This window comes from Bacillus sp. FSL W8-1127, from assembly GCF_038006725.1.
GTDB classification, from domain to species: Bacteria; Bacillota; Bacilli; order Bacillales; family DSM-4216; genus Bacillus_O; species Bacillus_O smithii.
In genome coordinates, this window is record NZ_JBBOVU010000001.1 from 1,586,854 (window position 1) to 1,605,835 (window position 18,982).

Here is an 18,982-nt window from a genome sequence, read left to right on the forward strand (position 1 = left end):
ACTTAAACATTGCTTTAGCGATGTTTAAGTCAGCCTTCTTTGCATTTAGTGGATGGGACTGTACATTTATGAGGTTTTTTAATTTCATTTGATAGCGCGAAATTCCTTATTCAATCATTTTTTGTTGCTTAGAGGACTCCTTTCACTTTTATTTTGGTGAGCCTCATAGAATATATCATTGAATTTCCATAAAAGCAGAAATTTTGTAAAAAAGATATTTTACCTATAAAAATAACATACCTTTGTACGATAATATAATTGTAAATTAATAATGAGAATAGATTGATAATCATAGAGGATGGGATAAAGGACTTAATAGTTTTGGGGTACTTTCATCCCTGTTTTTTACAACTAGTATGAATCAAAAATTGGGTAGATGAATGCTAAAGTGATCAGACGTAAAATAATGCGTCACATCAAAACAGAAAGGAAGTAGCTATTAAATGAATATAAAGGTTAAGGTGATTGGGCTATTATGTGCATCCTTTTTCTTGCCTACAATTTTTTTATTGCTTTATTTCGCCGATCATTCTTTCGATTGGCTAATCGGATTCGCAATTTTAATTTCTTTTATTTTTATTCTGATTTCAATTGTTTTCGTGAATCGAAATATTCCGATTGAATCTCATTCAATTCATGATGAAAATCGAGATACACCCGCCGAAAATAATGAACAGATCGTTTTCATCAAAAGCATTGAGCAAGATGTGAAAGAATTAATGGATTCTTTGCAGACAATCAGTAGTGAATTTGATCATTTTTCCAAAATGTCTTCGGATATTTTGGAAGGCGCTATGATTCAGTCTAAAAATGTAGAAAAAAGTACCGAAGCTATGATGGATATTTCATCCGGAATTCAACAAATTGCTTCCAATGCGGAGAACGTATCCAATACATCAACGGCAACCTTGCAAACTGTTGCAGAGGGATCTAGGGCTATTGATACGGTCATTGGTCAAATGAGATCGATTCATCAAAAAGTAGAAAATCTTTCAAATGTTATTACCGATTTGTCTAAGTTTTCTAGGGAGATCGGAAATATCGTCAAAACGATTACGGATATTTCAAGTCAAACGAACTTATTAGCGTTAAACGCGGCAATTGAAGCAGCACGTGCTGGAGAGCATGGAAAAGGATTTGCTGTAGTGGCAGATGAAGTAAGAAAATTATCTGAACAGGCGGCTTCTTCAACGAGTCAAATTAGTGAAATTGTTTCAACAATCCAAGAAAATATTTCAAAATCTGTGGAATATATGAACGAAGGAAAAGAAGAAGTGACAAATGGGATGCGTATCGTTAATGACGCCAAACACGCTTTTGAAGTGATTCAATCAGATATAAACGATGTTTCACAACAAATTACAGAAGTATCGGCCGCTGTTCAAGAACTTTCAGCTGGCTCTGAAGAAATAAGAAAAATTACTGATTTCACCAGAAAAGTTCAAAATGGTGGTGTCAAAAAAATCAATAATATGAAAGAACTTTTGGAAGAGTTTATAACATCAGCCAAAATGAGCCTTTCAACCGCTCAACGCTTGTATCAAAAAATAAATCATTCAAATGAAAAGGGGGATATAGACGATGAAACATCAACTATTCATTGAGGCGGCCATGCGATCCAAGCTTTATCAAAACAAGTTAAAAAATATCAATCTTGAAGATTGGAATAGCATTCCTTTTACAACGAAAGAGGATCTTAGAAAGGCGGATACATATGATGTACTAGGTGTTCCACTACATCAAGTGGCTACTTATCATGAGACGAGCGGAACAACAGGTACTCCTACTCCAAGTTGGTACAGCCATAAAGATCACGAACATGGAGCCCAAGTCGTTCTTCGATCTGCTCTAAAATTAAATGATCAGGATATCGTTTTAAATCGGTTTCCTTTTGCGTTGGCCATCCCTTCATTTATTGTATATGATGCGTGTCAAAATGCCGGGGCCGTTCATATTGGCGTCGATAAAGCAAGCATGGTTACTCCTGATCGGCGTGTGATCGAAATTATACAACGAACTCATCCTACTGTTTTAACCATGCTTCCATCCGAAGCTGAAAAATTGTACCATGTCGGTATGCAAATGGGGGTTCATTTTCCGACTCAAGGTTTAAGGGCATTACTTTTAGCAGGTGAACTTGTTTCTCCGGCAAGAAAAAAATACATTGAAAACATGTGGGGTGTTCCGGTTCACATGTTGTTTGGTAGTACGGAGACAGGCGGACTGTTTATGACATGTGAAAATGGACATTATCATCTTGACAATACGAATGTATTAATTGAAGTAGTAGATGATTCAGGAATCCCTGTTGAAATTGGGAAGACGGGTAATTGTGTGATTTCTTCATCAAGAGAAGGGATGCCGCTGCTTAGATATTTTAATCAAGATATCATCCAATTAATGGATGGAGCACATTGCGATTGTAAAAAAACGGAACCGATCATGATCCACTATGGTCGAAAAGAAGATGTTATCGAATATCAAAACAAGTCTGTCAACTTTTATGAACTGCAAGAGGCTGTTTATACACTTAGTAGGGTCCCATTTATGTGGAAAATGAAAACTTCAAGGAATCGAGTACAATTTTTATGTCAGTTCATTGAACCAATTGGAGAAGCTATCTTATCGGCTATTCAACATGAATTATGTGAAAAATTGGGATTTGAAGTGGATATTCAACCAACAGAGATCATTCCCCTTAAAAAATTGACGGATAAACCTGCTTATGGGAAATATGCCTACATAGAACGTGAATATGCCGATGAACATGAATTACTTATAAAATAGAAGAAAGGTTACAGGGGGATAAGCAAATAGATTTATTTGAGTATTCACTTTTTTAAATCAGTTTTTTTATTCGAACGCAATACTTCATTTGAGGTGTTGCGCTTTCTTTTTTGTCTAGAAATTTCGGTGGGGAAAACTTTATTGGATTTCTATAATAATATTATGTAAACAAATTTTAACCATCCCATTATTGATTAAAAAAGGAGTTTAAATCGGTAATCGCAAATCCTTTCTTTCAGCATATTTATAAAACAATACGAAATCCTGTATGAGTCTAATATTGGAAGAAAATAAACCAATATGTATTCATTGCGATTTGAAGTGGGAAGTGTTAACATGTTATTCGGATTTATTTTATAGGATATGGAGGAATTGGGATTGGGCAGAGAATTTAATGAGCTATTTGACGAATGGTCCCATTCTTATGATCAAACAGTGTCTGGTCAAGATGCTGAATATGAAGAAGTATTTTCTAAATATGATGAGATTCTTTCAACAGTTGCTGACAAAGCTGAAGGTATTGTTGTAGAATTTGGAGTTGGGACAGGAAATTTAACGACTAAATTGAATCAAAAAGGTTTGCATGTAATTGGAATCGAACCATCTTCCAATATGAGGAAAATTGCTCAAAATAAGCTTCCAAATGTTAAAATTATAGATGGAGATTTTCTCGATTTTGATGTTACAGAGAAAATCGATACTTTTGTGAGCACGTATGCTTTTCACCACTTAACGGATGTTGAAAAAAGAAAAGCGATTGCCAAATTCAGACAAAGATTAAATCCACATGGTCGTGTTGTGTTTGCCGATACCGTTTTTACCACAGATAAGGCAAAGCAAGAAATGATACAGGAATCTTATAGCAAAGGTTTCAATCGTCTTGCTGAAGATTTGCAGCGTGAATATTATACGACCATTCCTGTACTTACGAATTTATTTGAGGAAAATGGTTTTAACGTTTCATTTACGCAGTTAAATCGTTTTGTATGGCTAATGGATGCAAAATTAAAAGGAGATGATAAACATGACGGAACAAAAGAAAATGAACGTTGAAAGTTTTAATTTAGATCATACAAAAGTGAAAGCCCCTTATGTTCGTTTGGCAGGTATTAAAGAGGGTATTCATGGAGATGTCATTCGCAAATACGATATTCGTTTTTGCCAACCGAACAAAGAACATATGGATATGCCTGGACTTCATTCTTTGGAACATATGATGGCAGAATTCAGCCGCAACTATTCTGATAAAATAGTCGATATAAGTCCGATGGGATGCCAAACGGGTTTTTATTTTACTGTTATCAATCATGATGACTATGATGAAGTTCTTGATATCATTGAAAAAACACTTAAAGATGTTTTACAAGCAACAGAAGTTCCGGCTTGCAATGAAGTTCAATGCGGCTGGGCAGCAAGCCATTCATTAGAAGGGGCAAAAGAAATTGCAAGAAAAATGTTAGCGAAACGTGATGAATGGAAACAAGTTTTTGCCTAAATGGGGAATGAAAAATGAAATTCGCAAAAAATGTGTTTGAACTTATTGGGAATACACCGTTAGTTGAAATCACTTCTTATCCCTTGCCTGAAGGTGTACGCCTGTTTGCCAAACTTGAATATCTCAATCCAGGCGGAAGTGTAAAAGATCGTCTCGGGCAATATTTGTTGAAGCGTGCGTTCCAAGAAGGTAAACTAAAAAAAGGTTGGACCATTATTGAACCGACTGCTGGAAACACTGGAATTGGTCTCGCTCTCGCAGCTATTCAATTTGGTGTACAAGCAATATTTGTCGTACCTGAGAAATTCAGTATAGAAAAGCAAACATTGATGAGAGCTCTCGGAGCAAAAGTGATCAATACACCTACGTCTCTTGGAATGGAAGGGGCAATTGAGAAAGCGAAAGAATTGTTGGAAACAACGCCTAATTCTTTTTATCCGGGGCAGTTTCAAAATTTTTCCAATCCTGATACGTATTATGAAAGCCTCGGTCCTGAAATATACGATGCTTTAGACGGCCATGTTGATGTGTTTGTTGCGGGCGCCGGTTCAGGCGGCACTTTTATGGGAACGGCTCGTTATTTAAAAGAAAAAAATCCTCAAATAAAAACGGTGATTGTGGAGCCGGAGGGCTCGATACTAAATGGCGGAGAACCCGGAAGCCATCGTACGGAAGGAATCGGCATGGAATTTCTCCCGCCGTTTATCGATAAAAAGTACTTCGATGCCATTCATACGATTCCTGATGAGGACGCCTTTTTCCGTTTGGCCGAAGTAGCTCGGAAAGAAGGATTGCTTGTAGGAAGCTCTTCAGGTGCAGCGCTTGAAGCTAGTCTGAAAGAAGCGGAAATAGCGAAACCAGGGACCAATATTGTCACCATTTTTCCAGACAGCAGTGAACGTTATTTAAGTAGTGGAATTTATTCATTTTCAAACAATGAATAAAAGATTTTCATTTATTTTCTTTTAAAGGAGTTTTAACATGCGTAAGAAAACAAAATTTATTCACGGTGGTATTAGTCGTGATCCGTATACTGGTGCGGTTTCGACGCCTATTTATCAAGTGAGCACCTACAAACAAGATGGAGTAGGTAATTTTAAATATGAATACTCCAGAACGGGAAACCCGACTCGTGAAGCGTTGGAAAAATTAATTGCCGATATTGAAGAAGGAACGCATGGATTTGCGTTCAGTTCTGGAATGGCGGCCATTACCGCAGCCATTCAATTATTTTCCGCCGGCGACCACGTCATTGCTACAGATGATGTGTACGGTGGAACGTTCCGCGTTATGACGAAAGTGTTAAATCGTTTCAACATCGATGTTACTTTTGTGGATACAAGTAATCTGGATGCAGTGAAAGAAGCGATTCAACCGAATACGAAAGCAATTTATGTAGAAACACCAACTAATCCGCTTTTGAAAATCACCGATTTGAAAGCTATTAGTAAAATTGCGAAAGAACATCAATTAACGTTTATCGTAGACAATACATTCAGCACTCCATATTGGCAAAATCCATTGACGCTTGGAGCTGATATTGTCGTTCACAGCGCAACCAAATATCTTGGAGGACATAGTGATGTCGTCGCCGGACTTATTGTTGTAAAAGATGAAAAACTGGCAGAAGATATTCATTTTATTCAGAATTCAACAGGTGGAATTCTTGGACCACAAGATAGCTGGCTTCTTATGCGCGGCATCAAAACATTAGGTGTCCGCATGGAGGAAATCGAACAGAACACTAATAAAATCGTGGAGTTTTTACAAAACCATCCACAAGTTGAAAAAGTGTACTATCCGGGTCTTGAAACCCATCCAGGACACGAAATTCACCGTTCACAATCAGCCGGATTTGGCGGAATGATTTCCTTTACTGTAGAATCTCAAGAAAAAGCGCTGGATGTATTGAAAAAGACACGCTACTTTACGTTGGCTGAAAGTCTTGGGGCAGTGGAAAGTTTAATTTCGATTCCTTCACTAATGACGCATGCCTCGATTCCACGCGAACGTCGTCTTGAACTAGGCATTGAAGATGGATTGATCCGCATTTCTGTCGGAATTGAAGATATTGAGGATTTACTTGAAGATCTAGAATCCGCATTACGATAAAGGTCTATGAGTTCCGTTAAAAATAGAGGTTAAAATATCCCTTGCTTATTGGCAAGGGATATTTTCTTTCAAACGATTTTTTAGTGTTTTTTCCAAATGGGAAATTTCGAATTCAGTTAAAATGAAAGTCGACACATGTAAATGCAATCTCGAAAGCTTATCCAATATACTAAGAAACGCTTTCTGCAATCGTCTCTTTGAAAAATCCGACCTACTTAACTTCAAGCAAATTCTAGATTTCTTCCCTCATCCTGAAACCTTCTTTTTTTATAAATAGATATAGGACGCGTTTCAATCCTCTAAACATTAGTTATCATTCTCTGTTTTCTAAAATTTTGGGTCAATCCGAGAATTCCTTCTATATTTTTTTGAATTAGGCAGCACATTATACGAGAAGTAAGGGATAAATATGAAGGACAAGACGGAAGACAGAAAAAATTCATATTTTGTTTCACTATAAAATATAAATAATTACAAAAGTATGGATGCTCTCCTAATAAAAAACGAGTAGAATGCTTAGGAGAATAAAAACACTTTTTGGAAATGAAGGCTTTAACATTTTCGGAGATTTCATCATTTGACGGTCTATTTTGAAAGCGTTTCCTTATGTCTTTCTTGAAAGAAAGCACTGTACAACAATGACTGAAAAGACAAATGCCTGCGTGTACAGGAATGAATGTTTATTGCTCGATGTCACACTGTTATAGCCTCTCATCCTGTGACCTATCTTCTGTCATTATTAAATGGGCTCATCCAAATCCATAGCGATTCAGAAGTATTTACTTTATTGCCAAAAATGTAGAGAAAATCAGAAATACACAAGTCTTTCATTATAAGGGGGAAATGATGATGAAAGCAGCGAAAATTATTCATCATAAAAAACCGTTGGAAATTCAAACTGTGTCGGATCCTAAACCAGGGCCAGAAGACGCGGTGATTAAAATCGAAGCGTGTGGAGTATGCCGCAGTGACTGGCATGCTTGGCAAGGCGATTGGTCGTGGATTGGTTTGTCTCCGGAATTACCTATTACTCCTGGGCATGAATTTGGAGGGATAGTGGAAGAAGTCGGGAAAGATGTGAAGTCATTTCGCCCGGGAGATCGTGTCACCGTTCCGTTCCATTCTGCCTGTGGGCGATGTGAATACTGCAAAAAAGGGGTGCCGAATTTATGCGAAGATCTTCAAATTTATGGATTGGTGTCTGGACTTGAAGGCGGATATGCGGAATATATTTTAATTCGCAACGCGGATTTTAACCTGATCAGGCTCCCTGACAATGTAGACAGTTTGACAGCGGCTGCAGTGGGCTGCCGTTACATGACAGGCTATCACGGTATCGTAAGAGGCAATGTCAAGCCTGGTGATTGGGTCGCTGTACATGGAGCAGGAGGGGTAGGACTTTCTGCCATTCAGGTGGCTAATGCTTTAGGAGCACAAGTCATTGCAGTCGATATTGATGATCAAAAACTTGAAATCGCTAAGCAGGAAGGCGCTGTCGCCACAGTCAATGCCAGAAAAGAAAACGTTTCCGAAGCGATAAAAGAAATAACAAAAGGCGGTGCCCATGTCGGATTAGATGCTTTAGGGATTAAAGATACCGTGTTAAATTCGGTTTTATCTCTTAGAAAAGGAGGAAGACATGTTCAAGTAGGGTTAACTACCTCAGAAGAAGGAGGTTTTGTTTCGCTTCCTGTTGACCTCATTACTGCAGCTGAAATTGAATTTGTCGGAAGCCTCGGAAATCCTCATCCAGACTACCGAGGATTACTGAGCTTGATTTCTTCCGGACGACTGAATCCGAAACGATTGATCGAACGGGAAGTCCACTTGAAAGAGGTAAACACGGTATTTGACAATATGACACAATATAAAACAAAAGGATTTAACGTCATCACTAGCTTTCGTTGATGAAAAAACCCTTCCGGATAGCGTTCCGGAAGGGTATTTAGATCGCGATGATCTTTTGCCAGTGTTCTATTGAGCTATAAAGCGACAGACTATATTAAATTGAATCCGTATCTGATCTTTTTACTATGACTTTTATTGCTGATCTGATTTCCAGTTGAATTAAAAAGGAATTTTGTTGAGGAATATCGAATATGTCAAGCAGGAATTTGAATGGTTATAATGGAACATTTTGCACAAATGTCGTTGGATGAACCAGCATCAAATGATACAAAGGGGGTGTATTCCCGGCTGCTAAAATTGTCGTCGTGCACTTTTCGATGGAAGGAATAGAAAATGACAGATGTCATCAACAAACGACGAGCCTCGTTAGTACAAGGAAAATCCGACCTGATCCTAAAGCGGCGGCAGGCGATGTTTGCTGGTTCTATCGCCATATTCGAATTTTTACGATTTTAGCAGCTTGGAATGAAAAATGGGTGAAAGATTTAAAGGAAGAGTAGCCATTGTGACAGGAGGAAGCCGCGGAATTGGAAGAGCGATCGCTGAGCTCTTTGCTGAAGAAGGAGCAAAAGTAGCGATTATAGATTTGAATGAAGAAGCATTAAGTCAAACGGCTGCTGAATTAAAAGCAAAAGGGTTTGACATTTATACGAGAGTGGCAAATGTCACTGATGCATCGCAGGTGGAAGACTTTACGAAAAAAACGGTCGACACGTTTGGCTCGATTGATATTCTTGTCAATAATGCTGGAGTCATTCGTGATAACCTGCTTTTCAAAATGACAGACTCTGATTGGAATACCGTGATGGATGTTCATTTAAAGGGATCCTTTCATTGCGCTCGTGCTGTTCAAAAATATATGGTAGAGAAACGATATGGTCGTATCATCAACATTTCGTCCACTTCGGCTCTCGGAAATCGAGGTCAGGCCAACTATGCAGCAGCAAAAGCGGGATTGCAAGGGTTTACAAAAACATTGGCTATTGAACTTGGAAAATTTGGGATTACGACTAATGCGGTAGCTCCTGGATTTATCGAAACAGATATGACAAAAGAGACAGCAAGACGACTTGGTTTATCATTTGAGGAATTTGTTCATCACAGCGTTTCACAAATACCGGTTGGAAGAAGCGGAAAGCCTTTCGACATTGCGCATGCTGTCGCTTTCTTTGCAGACGAGAATTCTTCCTTTATCAACGGCCAAGTTTTATATGTAGCGGGAGGTCCAAAAAATTAAAAGGAAGGAGTGACTTAAATGTTTGCGGAACATATTGGAAAATATTCTGAAAAAGTGAGGAATAGAATTGAAAGAAGCGTTGTTAAAAAATTTGCAGAAGCCATAGGCGATCCAAATCCAATCTATTGGGATGAGGAAACTGGAAAAAAATCTAGATATAAAAACAATATCGCTCCGCCAACGTTTCCAAAGGTCTTGGATTACGGTGTGGTGGACGGATTGAAACTTCCAAGCAAAGGGCTTATTCACGGAGAGCAGACTTTTCATTATGAGCGGCCTCTTTTTGTTGAAGAAGAAATTTATTGCTACTCGAAAGTGGAAAAGTACTATGAGAAAAAAGGAAGCAACGATCAGTTAGGATTTTTGGTTATAAAAGGCTACGGAGAAGAACCGTCCAGTGAAATCATTTTTACTACCACACAAACTATCATCATAACCGAAACAGTTAGAAAGGCGATGATCGAATGAAGGAGCTCATAAAATTGCAGGTGGGAGATTCACTGGAAGAGGTACAGCTTCCTCCCGTTACGCGGCTTGATTTAATTAAATATGCCGGGGCATTAGCATTGCATAAATATAGTTAGAATTTTCTGTTAATTATTTTTTGTGAATTTGTGCCAAAAAGACAAAACCTAAAGAAAGGTGGCACTGCCCATTTGGTAAATATATACAGTTAAACCAGAGCGACAACGACAAAAGGGAGATTATGGACTGGCTCGCCCATCAAATTTTCGCAACCAAACATAAGCTGGTTTCCACAGAGCTCTCTTTAACCAACGAGTAATTCGAAGTAGGGATTTCTTACTTTTCATCTCCAATTGAATGAGAACATGTAAGCAATACGTGATCAGGGCTAAGAAAATTTGATTTTGAATAGCTGTTTCACTCATTCCATAAAAGTGCTTAATTTCTACGTGTTGCTTGAGCCATTTGAAAAAGAGTTCAATAGCCCAGCGAGATCGGTAAATATCACTTATCTCTTCTGGTTTTAAATCAAATCGGTTGGTGATGAAACGAAGTAAGTTCCCTTTTGTGTCCATAACTTCTAGTAGACGAAAGACATTTTCAGTACGATTTTGTGTGGTACCAATGTAGACCATTTTATCGGATAGAACGTGACAATCATCAGGAAGTGAAAATGTATAGACTTCACGAATGACTGCGTTTTTCTTCAGTCTTGAAACGAAGAAATAGCCATCATCTGTCATCCGATCAAAACGTTCATAGTCCACATAACCGCGGTCAAACACATACATGGCTTCTTGATCATCCACTAGGACTTCGAGTTGATTTCGGTCATGTTCTTTTGCTGTCGTAATCACTGCTTTTTCAGGATAGACGGTGTCTTTATCCATGAAAACGAGCCGTAAGTGTAGCTTTACACCAGCTTTTGTTTTCCGGAATTTTGCCCATTTATAATGGGTCAAGTTCAACGGGAGTGTACTTGAATCAATGATTTTCAGTGGCATATTCTTTCCGTTTTTATAATGGTACCGTTGAATTTTCCAAACAAGATCCAAGAACAAATTTGCAAGAATTAGTGGGTGGATCTGATTGTTTTTTCGGGATAGCTGAGAGGCACTTATCGATTCAAATCCGAGTGCTTTTTGAAGATCTTCGTCTACAAGTGCATCACTCATTTCCTCTAAGCTCTTAAATTCGAGCAGCTGGGCTACCAATAAAAGTTTAATATAGGCTTCTGTTGTCAGCTTTTTTGTGTAATAGTCCTGTTTCAATTCTTTGACTTGTTCGCTAAGTTTTTGAATATTTATGGGTGAAACCCATTTACCAAATGATGAAATTAGTGTATTCTTGTCCATAATGGTTATCCTTTACGATTGGATTTGGGCAGGAACCACCTGTACTTCCATTGTAAAGGATTTTTTTGTTTCGAAATCAATAAAAAATTGAACATTCTTAGTATTTTGAATCATCAGATTTAATTACTGCAATGCTAGTGATGCCGGGGCTTCCGGAGATTACAATCCTATTCATACCATTGATGAAGAAGCGAAAAAAGCCGGTTTGCCAGGAATTATCGCACACGGTATGTGGACAATGGGAAATCTTGCAAAGCTTTTTACTCCTTATTATGAAGAAGGGTTTATACAAGATTATTCGGTCCGGTTTAAAAGAATGGTCTTTCTTAACGATATTATTACTTTAAAAGCTACTCTAAAAGAAAAAAATGAGAATCAACTGCGTTTTCATGTTCAAGCTATAAATCAAAACGGGCAGGAAGTGGTAAAAGGAGAAGTTGTATTTTCTCCGTATTAAACATACTAAAGGGCGGATATTTAAGAGTTTTTAAACTGCGAATAGGCCTCCCTTTTTACTGCGGTGCATTTTTGAGAGCCGAGAAGAATCGTGAAGAGAGATGCTGAAATGGGGGGACAGGCAGAGAATTCATGACGTGATCATGAATTATACTTGCAACAAAAAATACGAATTTTCACATTATCATTTCTATTTTTATGTTAAAATGTTAGAAAATTTCATTTTAATAGATGATTAGCAGATAAATAGCGGGGGACGATCATGCTTAGACTTCCAATTGACGATCAAACTTATCTCAAATTACTCGAAGAACAGGATGCCGAACCATTATTTAACCTCACGGATTCTTGCAGAACATACCTTAGAGAATGGCTTCCTTGGGTTGACTCGACCAAAGCGGTAGAAGATACGATTTCTTTCATTGAGTCGTCAAAGAAAAAATTTGCTTCAAAAAATGGAATGGATGCAGGTATTTGGTACAACGGTCAGTTGGCGGGGATAATCGGATTACATTTTATTGATTGGACCAACAAGAAAACAAGCATAGGATATTGGTTAGGAGAACCATTTCAAGGACGTGGTTTGATGACCAAAGCATGTATAGCCATGATCCATCATATTTTCAACGACTTACAATTAAACAGAGTAGAAATAAGATGTGCAGTTTTGAATTCCAAAAGTCGAGCCATCCCAGAAAGATTAGGTTTTTCTAAGGAAGGGACGTTCAGGGAGGCTGAATGGCTTTATGACCATTTTGTAGACCACATCGTTTATAGCCTATTAGCTAGAGAATGGAAAACGCAAGAGAAAGATCCGTTTAAACAGTCGATTATCTAACTCTTGAAAAGTCTAAACTTTCCCGAAACTATCAATTGTGATGGGATCGATATTGATAATCTAAAGGATGAGAATTTTCTTACTGTGAATCCACAGTAACCTTGCTTAAAAATTTGGTTTCGCTTCTTAAGAAAGGTAGATTGTCGTGAAGATTAGAAAATTGAATTCAAACGAATCCCCTCCAATGGATTTACTATTGTTAGCAGATCCCGCTAAAGATTTGGTTAAAGAATATGCAACAAGAGGTCAATGCTTTGTAGCAGAAGATAATGGACAAATCATCGGAGTCTATATATTATTGCCTACAAGACCAGGAACAGTTGAGTTAGTCAATATTGCCGTTAAAAAAGAGAACCAAGGGAATGGGACTGGAAAACAGTTAGTCCAGCACGCTGAACAAAATGCGAAAAATCAAGGGTACAAAACTATGGAAATAGGTACCGGAAATTCAAGTATAGCACCACTTATCCTTTATCAAAAATGTGGCTTTAGAATAACGGGAATAGATAGGGATTTCTTCATTCGACATTATTCTGAGGAAATATTTGAAAACGGTATACAATGCAAAGATATGATACGTTTATCAAAAGATCTGTGATGTCTATGTGAGCTGCTAGGAAGAGAATAAAGGTCAGCATAGCCTTTAATGAAAATCATAGCAACACAAAATGACCGTATTAATTAAAGGAAACGGTTATTCCATAAAAATAGCTGCACTCTAGCAGCTATTTTCAACATGTTTGTTTTTTGGAAATAAATACGTTCATCTCCAAGATGATGTAAATCAAAATAATTTACAGGTGCTGAAATAACAGCGGGAAGAAGAATACAATGATAAAATATTTTGATAATTCTTTGACTTTTGTATTTTTTTGTTTATATTAAATATGGGTGACCGGTCACCTCTAAGAAAGGGAAATTAAATTGGATGATCCAAAGAAACTAAAGCGACAGAAGATTATTGAGATTGCAGCCAAAGAATTTGCTGAAAAGGGCTATGATGCTGCAAATATAAATGAAATAGCAGCACTTTCTGGAATTGGCAAGGGATCTATTTACCTTTACTTTAAAACAAAAAAAGAGTTATTTTTAGCCACAATGGAAACCGTCGTGGAAAAATTCAATGAAATATCAGATGCTGTAATGGATCTTGATTGTTCCTTAATGGACAAATTAAAACTATGTTTAGAATATTTATTAACTCAACTTTCGCAGTGAAAAATTTATGAATAATCCTTGATTTGATAGGTTTCTTTGGGTATCTCATATTCACTTGACACTGAAAAAATTCGTCTAAAAAACAAAAAGACACCTCTTTCTTTTGGTAAACTATTGGTGACCAAACCAAAAACCAAAGAAAGAAAGGTGTCACCATTATGATAACGAAAAAAGAGTATTTTGCGCAATTACCAAAAGAAATAAAAGACGGATTTTCTGAATTACAAATTGGTAATCATTTAAGAAAAGCAGGAATTATCAAGGCTTGTGGTTATTCTTGTTTATCGATTTTTCAACTATTATTTCTTCTTGTTTTTCAATACAGAAACTGGTACCACGCCTTACAAAGCAAAAAGGCTGCCGATTTACCAGGAAAAGATACCATTTATCGTTTTTTGAACTCGTCTACGTATAACTGGAGAACCTTTTTACTATCTCTGAGCTCCGAAGTGATTCGTCGTGTGAAACAAACGATTTCGAAGCGCCGTGTTACCGTGTTTATTGTAGACGATTCGATTTATTCTCGTAACCGTAGTAAATCGGTTGAGCTTCTAGCTAAAGTATTCGATCATTCCACTCGTCAGTTTGTCAATGGTTTTCAACTATTAACGCTCGGATGGTCCGATGGCTTTACATTTGTACCTATCGATTTCGCTCTTTTGAGTTCAGCGAACCAAAAGAATCGCTTGAACGAAATCCATTCGTCCATTGATAAACGAACCACAGGCTACAAACGACGGCTCGAGGCATTGGAAGCAAAACCAAACATGGTGTTGAAATTAGTAGAACATGCATTGGATAAAGGAATTTTCGCTGATTATGTGCTCATGGATACATGGTTTACTCATGCCCCGTTGGTGGAGAAGATTCACTCCAAAGGCCTTTTTGTCATTGGTATGGTCAAACAGCTGAAACAACGGTATCTTTTCAACGGAGAACGTTTAACCTTGGAACAACTGTATCGAAAAGCGAAACGAGACATTGGCAAAAAAGAAACACTCGGCTCGATTCACGCAACCCTTCATACGGGTTTACCAGTGAAAATCGTGTTTGTGCGGAATCGAAACAACCAAAGTGAATGGCTAGCCATTTTGAGTACAGATACCACGCTGTCTAATGAAGAAATCGTTCGAATCTATGGGATGCGTTGGGACATTGAAACCTTTTTTAAATTCAGTAAATCGTTTTTACATTTAGCCAAAGAGTTTCAAGGTCGTTCCTATGACATGATGATTAGCCATACTACCATTGTCTTCACTCGGTATATCTTGATTGCTTGGCAACTTCGGAAAGAAGAGGATCCGAAGACCATGGGCAACTTATTCTTGTTTCTATGTGACGAAGTAAAGGAGATGGACTTTAAAACGGCTTTACTACAATTGATTTCTCTTTTCCAAACTTTGGCTGAAGCTAAGGTTTATTTGAGTATGGACATTTTTCAGTGTCAACTGTCCAATTGGATTACTTCTTTACCTCGTTATATCAAGGACTGTCTTCATATTTCTGTGTGCGAAAGTTGAGTTTATAATTAAACATTCGGAAAAATCATTCCAAAAATGTCCATTTATTACGGAGGTGAAATATGTCCTTAAATACAGATTTCTCTACTGCTATTGTTATTTGTATTATTACTGGTTTATTATTCATTCTTGTTGGTTGGCTTATTTGGAGAAAAAAGAAATTGAAATTAATTGCCGGGTATGATGAAAAACAATATAAAGGAGATAAGAATAAATTAGCAAGAGTGATGGGAATATATTCGATTACTCTTGGGATTATTATAATAATTTTCCCTTTTCTAATGGAATATCTGGGTGACTGGTCTTCATGGATATTAATTGGAATCATTGTGCTTTTAACGTTTTTCACTTTAATTAGAGTCTATTTTTAAATGAATACAAAATATGAAATAAGGTGAATTAATTATGTCTAAAATTATTGTCCTTTATGATAGTTGGTGTCCTCTCTGTGTGAGTATGAAAGAAAATATACAACGTCTTAATTGGTTACGTCTTATTGAATTCCAAACCATACGTGATGATTCAAGAATAATAAACATTCCCATACAGAAATTAGAAAAAGAAATGCATTGTATAAATATTAATAATGGAAAGATTGCAACTGGAATTGATGCAATTGCTTCAATCATCGCTAGAATTCCCTTGCTGACCATCTTTTACATTCCAATTAAATTATCAAGTTATTTCGGATTCGGTCATTATGTTTATAATTATATAGCAAGCACAAGAAAAATTGTACCAATAGGCAATTGCTCAGAAGAAACTTGTGATATTAAAAACATTTAAGTAACAAATATAAAGAAAGATAGGGGGAATTTTAATAAGGTCATGAATCAGGAAATTAAGAATAATACTGTAATGTCTTTCTATATTACTCTGTTTATCTTGTTATCGATTTTTGTACTTTCTATTATTGCTGCCTTACCACGGTACCGTCAAGAATTTTGTGTTATGTAAGATAGATAGGGTATCTCTGAAATGGATTTGGAATGGATAGGGGTTCGATTTCCTCCACACAGGAGACTGAATATTCAGTCTCCTGTGTGGAAAGGGAGAATCCCTTTATTTTGTTCGTTTACAATATTTGGTTAGTTATAACGTTTTTCAAACATTTGTTGAAGGGTTTCATAGGCTTCAGCAAATCCTCGTAATTTTCGTCCTGCCCATTTCTCATTAAAATCTTGGATGGTCAAATACACGACTTTTTCAGCGGCTTCTAAACTACTCAAACTGTTCATCGGCTTTAGACGTTTCCGAATCTCTTTGATCGTTCGTTCAATGGCATTGGTCGTGTAAATCACACTTCGAATACTGCTTGGATAATCCATAAATGTAAGGAGGACATCCAACTCATTGGCCCAAGATTGAACTTCTCTCGGATACTTGTTCGACCATTTCGACTCAAACTGTTGAAACATCTGTAACGCAATCTCCTTATTCGGTGCGCGATAAATCAGTTTGAGATCCTCTGCCACTTCAAATTGATCTTTTTTCCGAACACGATTTAAGGTATTACGTACTTTGTGAACGACACAGCGCTGCACATCGGCTTTCGGATAAACAGCCTTAAAGGCTTCCTCTAGCCCCGGAAGGCCATCAAATACGCCCAGAAGCACTTCCTGTACGCCTCTTTTGTAGAGCTGTTGAAGAATCTCTTGCCATCCATAGGCACTCTCCTGTCCTCCTACGAAAAAATCAAGAATTTCGCGATATCCTTCTTCGTTGACCCCCAACACCACATAAATCACTTCTTTCTCCACGGTATCGCGACGAAGTTTTACATACAATCCGTCTAAATATAAGACAGAATAACGTTTGTTCAGGGGACGTTTGTGCCATTTCTCAATGTCTTCTTTCACGATATCGGTCATACGACTGATCGTTGAAGGAGAATAGGCCTTGCCTAAAATTCGTTCAATAAACTTGCCAATTTCACGCGTACTCATACCACTTTGATACATCTTGATGATGGCTTCCTCGAGCCAGCCCGTATGGCGTTGGTAAGGGGTGAACAGCTGCGTTTGAAATTCCCCCTTTCGGTCTCTTGGAACAGAAAGTCCTTCGATACGACCATACTGCGTGTCTAGGTTTCGATGGTAATAGCCGTTTCTTCTATTCGACGTTCCCTCTTGTTCCATTTCGAGGAAAGTCTGGATTTCTTCCTTCATGATCAGCTCTAATTTTTCCTTTACAAACTCACGAATAACGTTTTCCAGTTGATTCATCCAATCTATATTCGATATACTCTTAGACATAGGTAGGGTACTCCTTTCTCTAGATGATTGGTCAAATCAGAGAATACCCTACCTTTTTCTTTTGGTCTAACTAAATGCTTGACACAAAATTTTATACATCATCCTTACCACCAAATCCTATTAATATAAAAAGTGATTATAAACTTGTGATTTCGCAAATAATGCCACAAGGATGGGGGTTCTTCAGCAAAAGTCCTAGAGATGAATACTTGGATGTCTATTCTTTAGATGGAGAAAAGTCAGTAAAATGGCCAAATATGAGAGTTTCAAACCTATTTGGGATTAGTAGAGAAGGTAGAGCACAAGGAACAGAAATTGGGATGTTTCTACAAGAAATACAAGGGTCTGAATTTAAAGAATGTTCAAAATATGATATAAAATATTGTATTAAAGAGATAGAGGATGTTAAGCCAATTGAAATTATAAACAAAACACCTGAACCAACCCTTTGCGGAGTACATATTATTACAATCAAGGAACCAATGCCATGGTCTTGGAGTTCTAGTATAGAAAGAAATTATAAAACTATGAAAATGGTGAAGGTAGAATTAAAATGTTCCAAAACATAAAGGAATCAACTGTAAACCAACTAAATAACCTTGGATCTCCATTTACCAATGTTTATGGTTTAGCAAGAACCATTTTAGCACTTTCCTCTATTATGACTCTTATGTTTAATGAAGTGAGTACACTATTCAAACCCGTGGCAGGGATTGAAGAATATCCATTTTGCTCCACTGGCATTAGTCGTATAAGTGCATTTTGTATTTTACCTGTAGAGTTCTTACCAACCGTTAAAATTATTGTGATTTTCTTATTACTACTGGTAGCGTCAGGGTGGAGACCAAGAATCACAGGGATAATACATTGGTGGATTGCATTTAGTATCCAAAACTCAATGACAACACTAGATGGTGGAGATCAAGTTATTAGTGTATTAACCTTTTTATTACTTCCTATTACTTTAGGAGATAAAAGAAAATGGCATTGGGAAAGAAAAACTTCAGTAGAAGAATCAAAAGTTGCTAATGCGATTGCTTGGGCAGCTATCTTCGTTATCCAACTTCAAATTGCTATTTTATATTTACATTCTAGTATTGCAAAACTGTTTAATGCAGAATGGGTTAATGGAACAGCTGTTTACTACTATATCAATGACCCAATGTTTGGAGTAAATCCAAAACTTATGACCCTTATTGAACCAATTGCGGAAAGTTGGTTAATTATTATACCTACTTGGGGAACAATCGTTTTGCAATTATTACTATTTTGTGGATTATTTTCTAATTATAAAATGAGCATTTTGCAAAATTAGATTTTTATTAAAAAGAGTTTT

The 18,982-nt window shown here is 37.1% G+C and carries 20 protein-coding genes and 2 pseudogenes; 20 read left to right on the top strand and 2 right to left on the bottom strand.

From position 1 onward, the window contains the following. The first annotated feature begins 959 nt into the window (after nt 1–959). The 11 genes and pseudogenes from NST12_RS07550 to NST12_RS07600 form a co-directional block, all read left to right on the top strand. The gene (locus tag NST12_RS07550) at nt 960–1,604 is read left to right on the top strand and encodes a methyl-accepting chemotaxis protein (RefSeq protein ID WP_371836629.1); all 645 of its coding nucleotides are present in this window, start codon (nt 960–962) and stop codon (nt 1,602–1,604) included. Next, the gene (locus tag NST12_RS07555; RefSeq protein WP_341100786.1) at nt 1,582–2,787 is read left to right on the top strand and encodes a phenylacetate--CoA ligase family protein; all 1,206 of its coding nucleotides are present in this window, start codon (nt 1,582–1,584) and stop codon (nt 2,785–2,787) included. Before NST12_RS07550 ends, NST12_RS07555 begins: the two co-directional genes overlap by 23 nt. A 378-nt stretch (nt 2,788–3,165) precedes the next feature. Then, a complete protein-coding gene (locus NST12_RS07560; protein ID WP_341100788.1) occupies nt 3,166–3,840 on the top strand; it encodes a class I SAM-dependent DNA methyltransferase in 675 nt (224 codons plus the stop codon). Beyond that, entirely contained in the window at nt 3,812–4,282 is a 471-nt protein-coding gene (locus NST12_RS07565; protein ID WP_003352835.1) for an S-ribosylhomocysteine lyase, read from the top strand. Before NST12_RS07560 ends, NST12_RS07565 begins: the two co-directional genes overlap by 29 nt. Before the next feature lie 14 nt (nt 4,283–4,296). After that, on the top strand, nt 4,297–5,226 hold the full coding sequence (locus NST12_RS07570) for a PLP-dependent cysteine synthase family protein (protein WP_270583927.1): 930 nt from the start codon (nt 4,297–4,299) through the stop codon (nt 5,224–5,226). Between the two features lie 37 nt (nt 5,227–5,263). Continuing rightward, nucleotides 5,264–6,394: a bifunctional cystathionine gamma-lyase/homocysteine desulfhydrase gene (locus NST12_RS07575; RefSeq protein ID WP_341100791.1), complete on the top strand. Its 1,131-nt coding sequence runs from the start codon at nt 5,264–5,266 to the stop codon at nt 6,392–6,394. A gap of 849 nt (nt 6,395–7,243) precedes the next feature. Beyond that, a complete protein-coding gene (locus NST12_RS07580) occupies nt 7,244–8,302 on the top strand; it encodes a zinc-dependent alcohol dehydrogenase family protein (protein ID WP_048623294.1) in 1,059 nt (352 codons plus the stop codon). A 317-nt stretch (nt 8,303–8,619) separates the two neighbouring features. Continuing rightward, a complete protein-coding gene (locus tag NST12_RS07585; RefSeq protein WP_156179230.1) occupies nt 8,620–8,802 on the top strand; it encodes a hypothetical protein in 183 nt (60 codons plus the stop codon). Next, on the top strand, nt 8,775–9,539 hold the full coding sequence (locus NST12_RS07590) for a beta-ketoacyl-ACP reductase (protein WP_048623296.1): 765 nt from the start codon (nt 8,775–8,777) through the stop codon (nt 9,537–9,539). The genes NST12_RS07585 and NST12_RS07590 overlap by 28 nt, the downstream gene beginning before the upstream one ends. Nucleotides 9,540–9,557: 18 nt before the next feature. Then, nucleotides 9,558–10,007: a MaoC family dehydratase N-terminal domain-containing protein gene (locus NST12_RS07595; protein WP_048623297.1), complete on the top strand. Its 450-nt coding sequence runs from the start codon at nt 9,558–9,560 to the stop codon at nt 10,005–10,007. Continuing rightward, nucleotides 10,004–10,099, top strand: a pseudogene (locus NST12_RS07600) (dehydratase); the annotation flags it as partial. The gene NST12_RS07595 and the pseudogene NST12_RS07600, both read left to right, overlap by 4 nt. Nucleotides 10,100–10,243: 144 nt before the next feature. On the opposite strand, the gene NST12_RS07605 reads toward NST12_RS07600, so the two are convergent. Then, on the bottom strand, nt 10,244–11,359 hold the full coding sequence (locus tag NST12_RS07605) for an IS4 family transposase (RefSeq protein WP_003352762.1): 1,116 nt from the start codon (nt 11,357–11,359) through the stop codon (nt 10,244–10,246). Nucleotides 11,360–11,501: 142 nt separating this feature from the next. Here NST12_RS07605 and NST12_RS07610 point away from each other — a divergent pair. The 7 genes and pseudogenes from NST12_RS07610 to NST12_RS07640 all read left to right on the top strand — a co-directional run. Beyond that, a pseudogene (locus NST12_RS07610) lies at nt 11,502–11,816 on the top strand (MaoC/PaaZ C-terminal domain-containing protein); the annotation flags it as partial. Nucleotides 11,817–12,077: 261 nt separating this feature from the next. Then, the gene (locus NST12_RS07615) at nt 12,078–12,653 is read left to right on the top strand and encodes a GNAT family N-acetyltransferase (RefSeq protein ID WP_048623299.1); all 576 of its coding nucleotides are present in this window, start codon (nt 12,078–12,080) and stop codon (nt 12,651–12,653) included. Nucleotides 12,654–12,798: 145 nt separating this feature from the next. Beyond that, nucleotides 12,799–13,251: a GNAT family N-acetyltransferase gene (locus NST12_RS07620; protein ID WP_048623300.1), complete on the top strand. Its 453-nt coding sequence runs from the start codon at nt 12,799–12,801 to the stop codon at nt 13,249–13,251. Between the two features lie 326 nt (nt 13,252–13,577). Continuing rightward, nucleotides 13,578–13,871: a TetR/AcrR family transcriptional regulator gene (locus tag NST12_RS07625; protein WP_048623301.1), complete on the top strand. Its 294-nt coding sequence runs from the start codon at nt 13,578–13,580 to the stop codon at nt 13,869–13,871. A 158-nt stretch (nt 13,872–14,029) separates the two neighbouring features. Continuing rightward, nucleotides 14,030–15,391, top strand: a complete 1,362-nt coding sequence (locus NST12_RS07630) for an IS4 family transposase (protein ID WP_003353499.1) — start codon at nt 14,030–14,032, stop codon at nt 15,389–15,391. Between the two features lie 62 nt (nt 15,392–15,453). Then, the gene (locus NST12_RS07635; protein WP_244878053.1) at nt 15,454–15,762 is read left to right on the top strand and encodes a DUF3784 domain-containing protein; all 309 of its coding nucleotides are present in this window, start codon (nt 15,454–15,456) and stop codon (nt 15,760–15,762) included. A gap of 34 nt (nt 15,763–15,796) precedes the next feature. Continuing rightward, nucleotides 15,797–16,177 carry a thiol-disulfide oxidoreductase DCC family protein gene (locus NST12_RS07640; RefSeq protein ID WP_048623302.1) on the top strand — a complete coding sequence of 127 codons (381 nt, stop codon included), beginning with the start codon at nt 15,797–15,799 and terminating at the stop codon, nt 16,175–16,177. A gap of 302 nt (nt 16,178–16,479) precedes the next feature. On the opposite strand, the gene NST12_RS07645 is transcribed toward NST12_RS07640, so the two are convergent. Continuing rightward, a complete protein-coding gene (locus NST12_RS07645; RefSeq protein WP_048622577.1) occupies nt 16,480–17,646 on the bottom strand; it encodes an IS256 family transposase in 1,167 nt (388 codons plus the stop codon). 74 nt (nt 17,647–17,720) lie between these two features. On the opposite strand from NST12_RS07645, the gene NST12_RS07650 reads away from it, so the two are divergent. Both NST12_RS07650 and NST12_RS07655 read left to right on the top strand, forming a co-directional pair. Next, nucleotides 17,721–18,215: an SdpA family antimicrobial peptide system protein gene (locus NST12_RS07650; protein ID WP_341100800.1), complete on the top strand. Its 495-nt coding sequence runs from the start codon at nt 17,721–17,723 to the stop codon at nt 18,213–18,215. After that, a complete protein-coding gene (locus NST12_RS07655) occupies nt 18,200–18,961 on the top strand; it encodes a sporulation-delaying protein SdpB family protein (protein WP_341100803.1) in 762 nt (253 codons plus the stop codon). The genes NST12_RS07650 and NST12_RS07655 overlap by 16 nt, the downstream gene beginning before the upstream one ends. The last annotated feature ends 21 nt before the right edge of the window (nt 18,962–18,982 follow it).

What these genes read in the sequence shown, in the direction of transcription:
- NST12_RS07585 (WP_156179230.1), top strand. Translation starts at nt 8,620, where the DNA reads ATGGAAGGAATAGAAAATGACAGATGTCATCAACAAACGACGAGCCTC.
- NST12_RS07550 (WP_371836629.1), top strand. Translation starts at nt 960, where the DNA reads ATGAGATCGATTCATCAAAAAGTAGAAAATCTTTCAAATGTTATTACC.
- NST12_RS07645 (WP_048622577.1), bottom strand. Translation starts at nt 17,646, where the DNA reads ATGTCTAAGAGTATATCGAATATAGATTGGATGAATCAACTGGAAAAC.
- NST12_RS07615 (WP_048623299.1), top strand. Translation starts at nt 12,078, where the DNA reads ATGCTTAGACTTCCAATTGACGATCAAACTTATCTCAAATTACTCGAA.
- NST12_RS07565 (WP_003352835.1), top strand. Translation starts at nt 3,812, where the DNA reads ATGACGGAACAAAAGAAAATGAACGTTGAAAGTTTTAATTTAGATCAT.
- NST12_RS07655 (WP_341100803.1), top strand. Translation starts at nt 18,200, where the DNA reads ATGTTCCAAAACATAAAGGAATCAACTGTAAACCAACTAAATAACCTT.
- NST12_RS07570 (WP_270583927.1), top strand. Translation starts at nt 4,297, where the DNA reads ATGAAATTCGCAAAAAATGTGTTTGAACTTATTGGGAATACACCGTTA.
- NST12_RS07580 (WP_048623294.1), top strand. Translation starts at nt 7,244, where the DNA reads ATGAAAGCAGCGAAAATTATTCATCATAAAAAACCGTTGGAAATTCAA.
- NST12_RS07595 (WP_048623297.1), top strand. Translation starts at nt 9,558, where the DNA reads ATGTTTGCGGAACATATTGGAAAATATTCTGAAAAAGTGAGGAATAGA.
- NST12_RS07555 (WP_341100786.1), top strand. Translation starts at nt 1,582, where the DNA reads ATGAAACATCAACTATTCATTGAGGCGGCCATGCGATCCAAGCTTTAT.
- NST12_RS07650 (WP_341100800.1), top strand. Translation starts at nt 17,721, where the DNA reads ATGCTTGACACAAAATTTTATACATCATCCTTACCACCAAATCCTATT.
- NST12_RS07635 (WP_244878053.1), top strand. Translation starts at nt 15,454, where the DNA reads ATGTCCTTAAATACAGATTTCTCTACTGCTATTGTTATTTGTATTATT.
- NST12_RS07630 (WP_003353499.1), top strand. Translation starts at nt 14,030, where the DNA reads ATGATAACGAAAAAAGAGTATTTTGCGCAATTACCAAAAGAAATAAAA.
- NST12_RS07605 (WP_003352762.1), bottom strand. Translation starts at nt 11,359, where the DNA reads ATGGACAAGAATACACTAATTTCATCATTTGGTAAATGGGTTTCACCC.
- NST12_RS07640 (WP_048623302.1), top strand. Translation starts at nt 15,797, where the DNA reads ATGTCTAAAATTATTGTCCTTTATGATAGTTGGTGTCCTCTCTGTGTG.
- NST12_RS07590 (WP_048623296.1), top strand. Translation starts at nt 8,775, where the DNA reads ATGGGTGAAAGATTTAAAGGAAGAGTAGCCATTGTGACAGGAGGAAGC.
- NST12_RS07575 (WP_341100791.1), top strand. Translation starts at nt 5,264, where the DNA reads ATGCGTAAGAAAACAAAATTTATTCACGGTGGTATTAGTCGTGATCCG.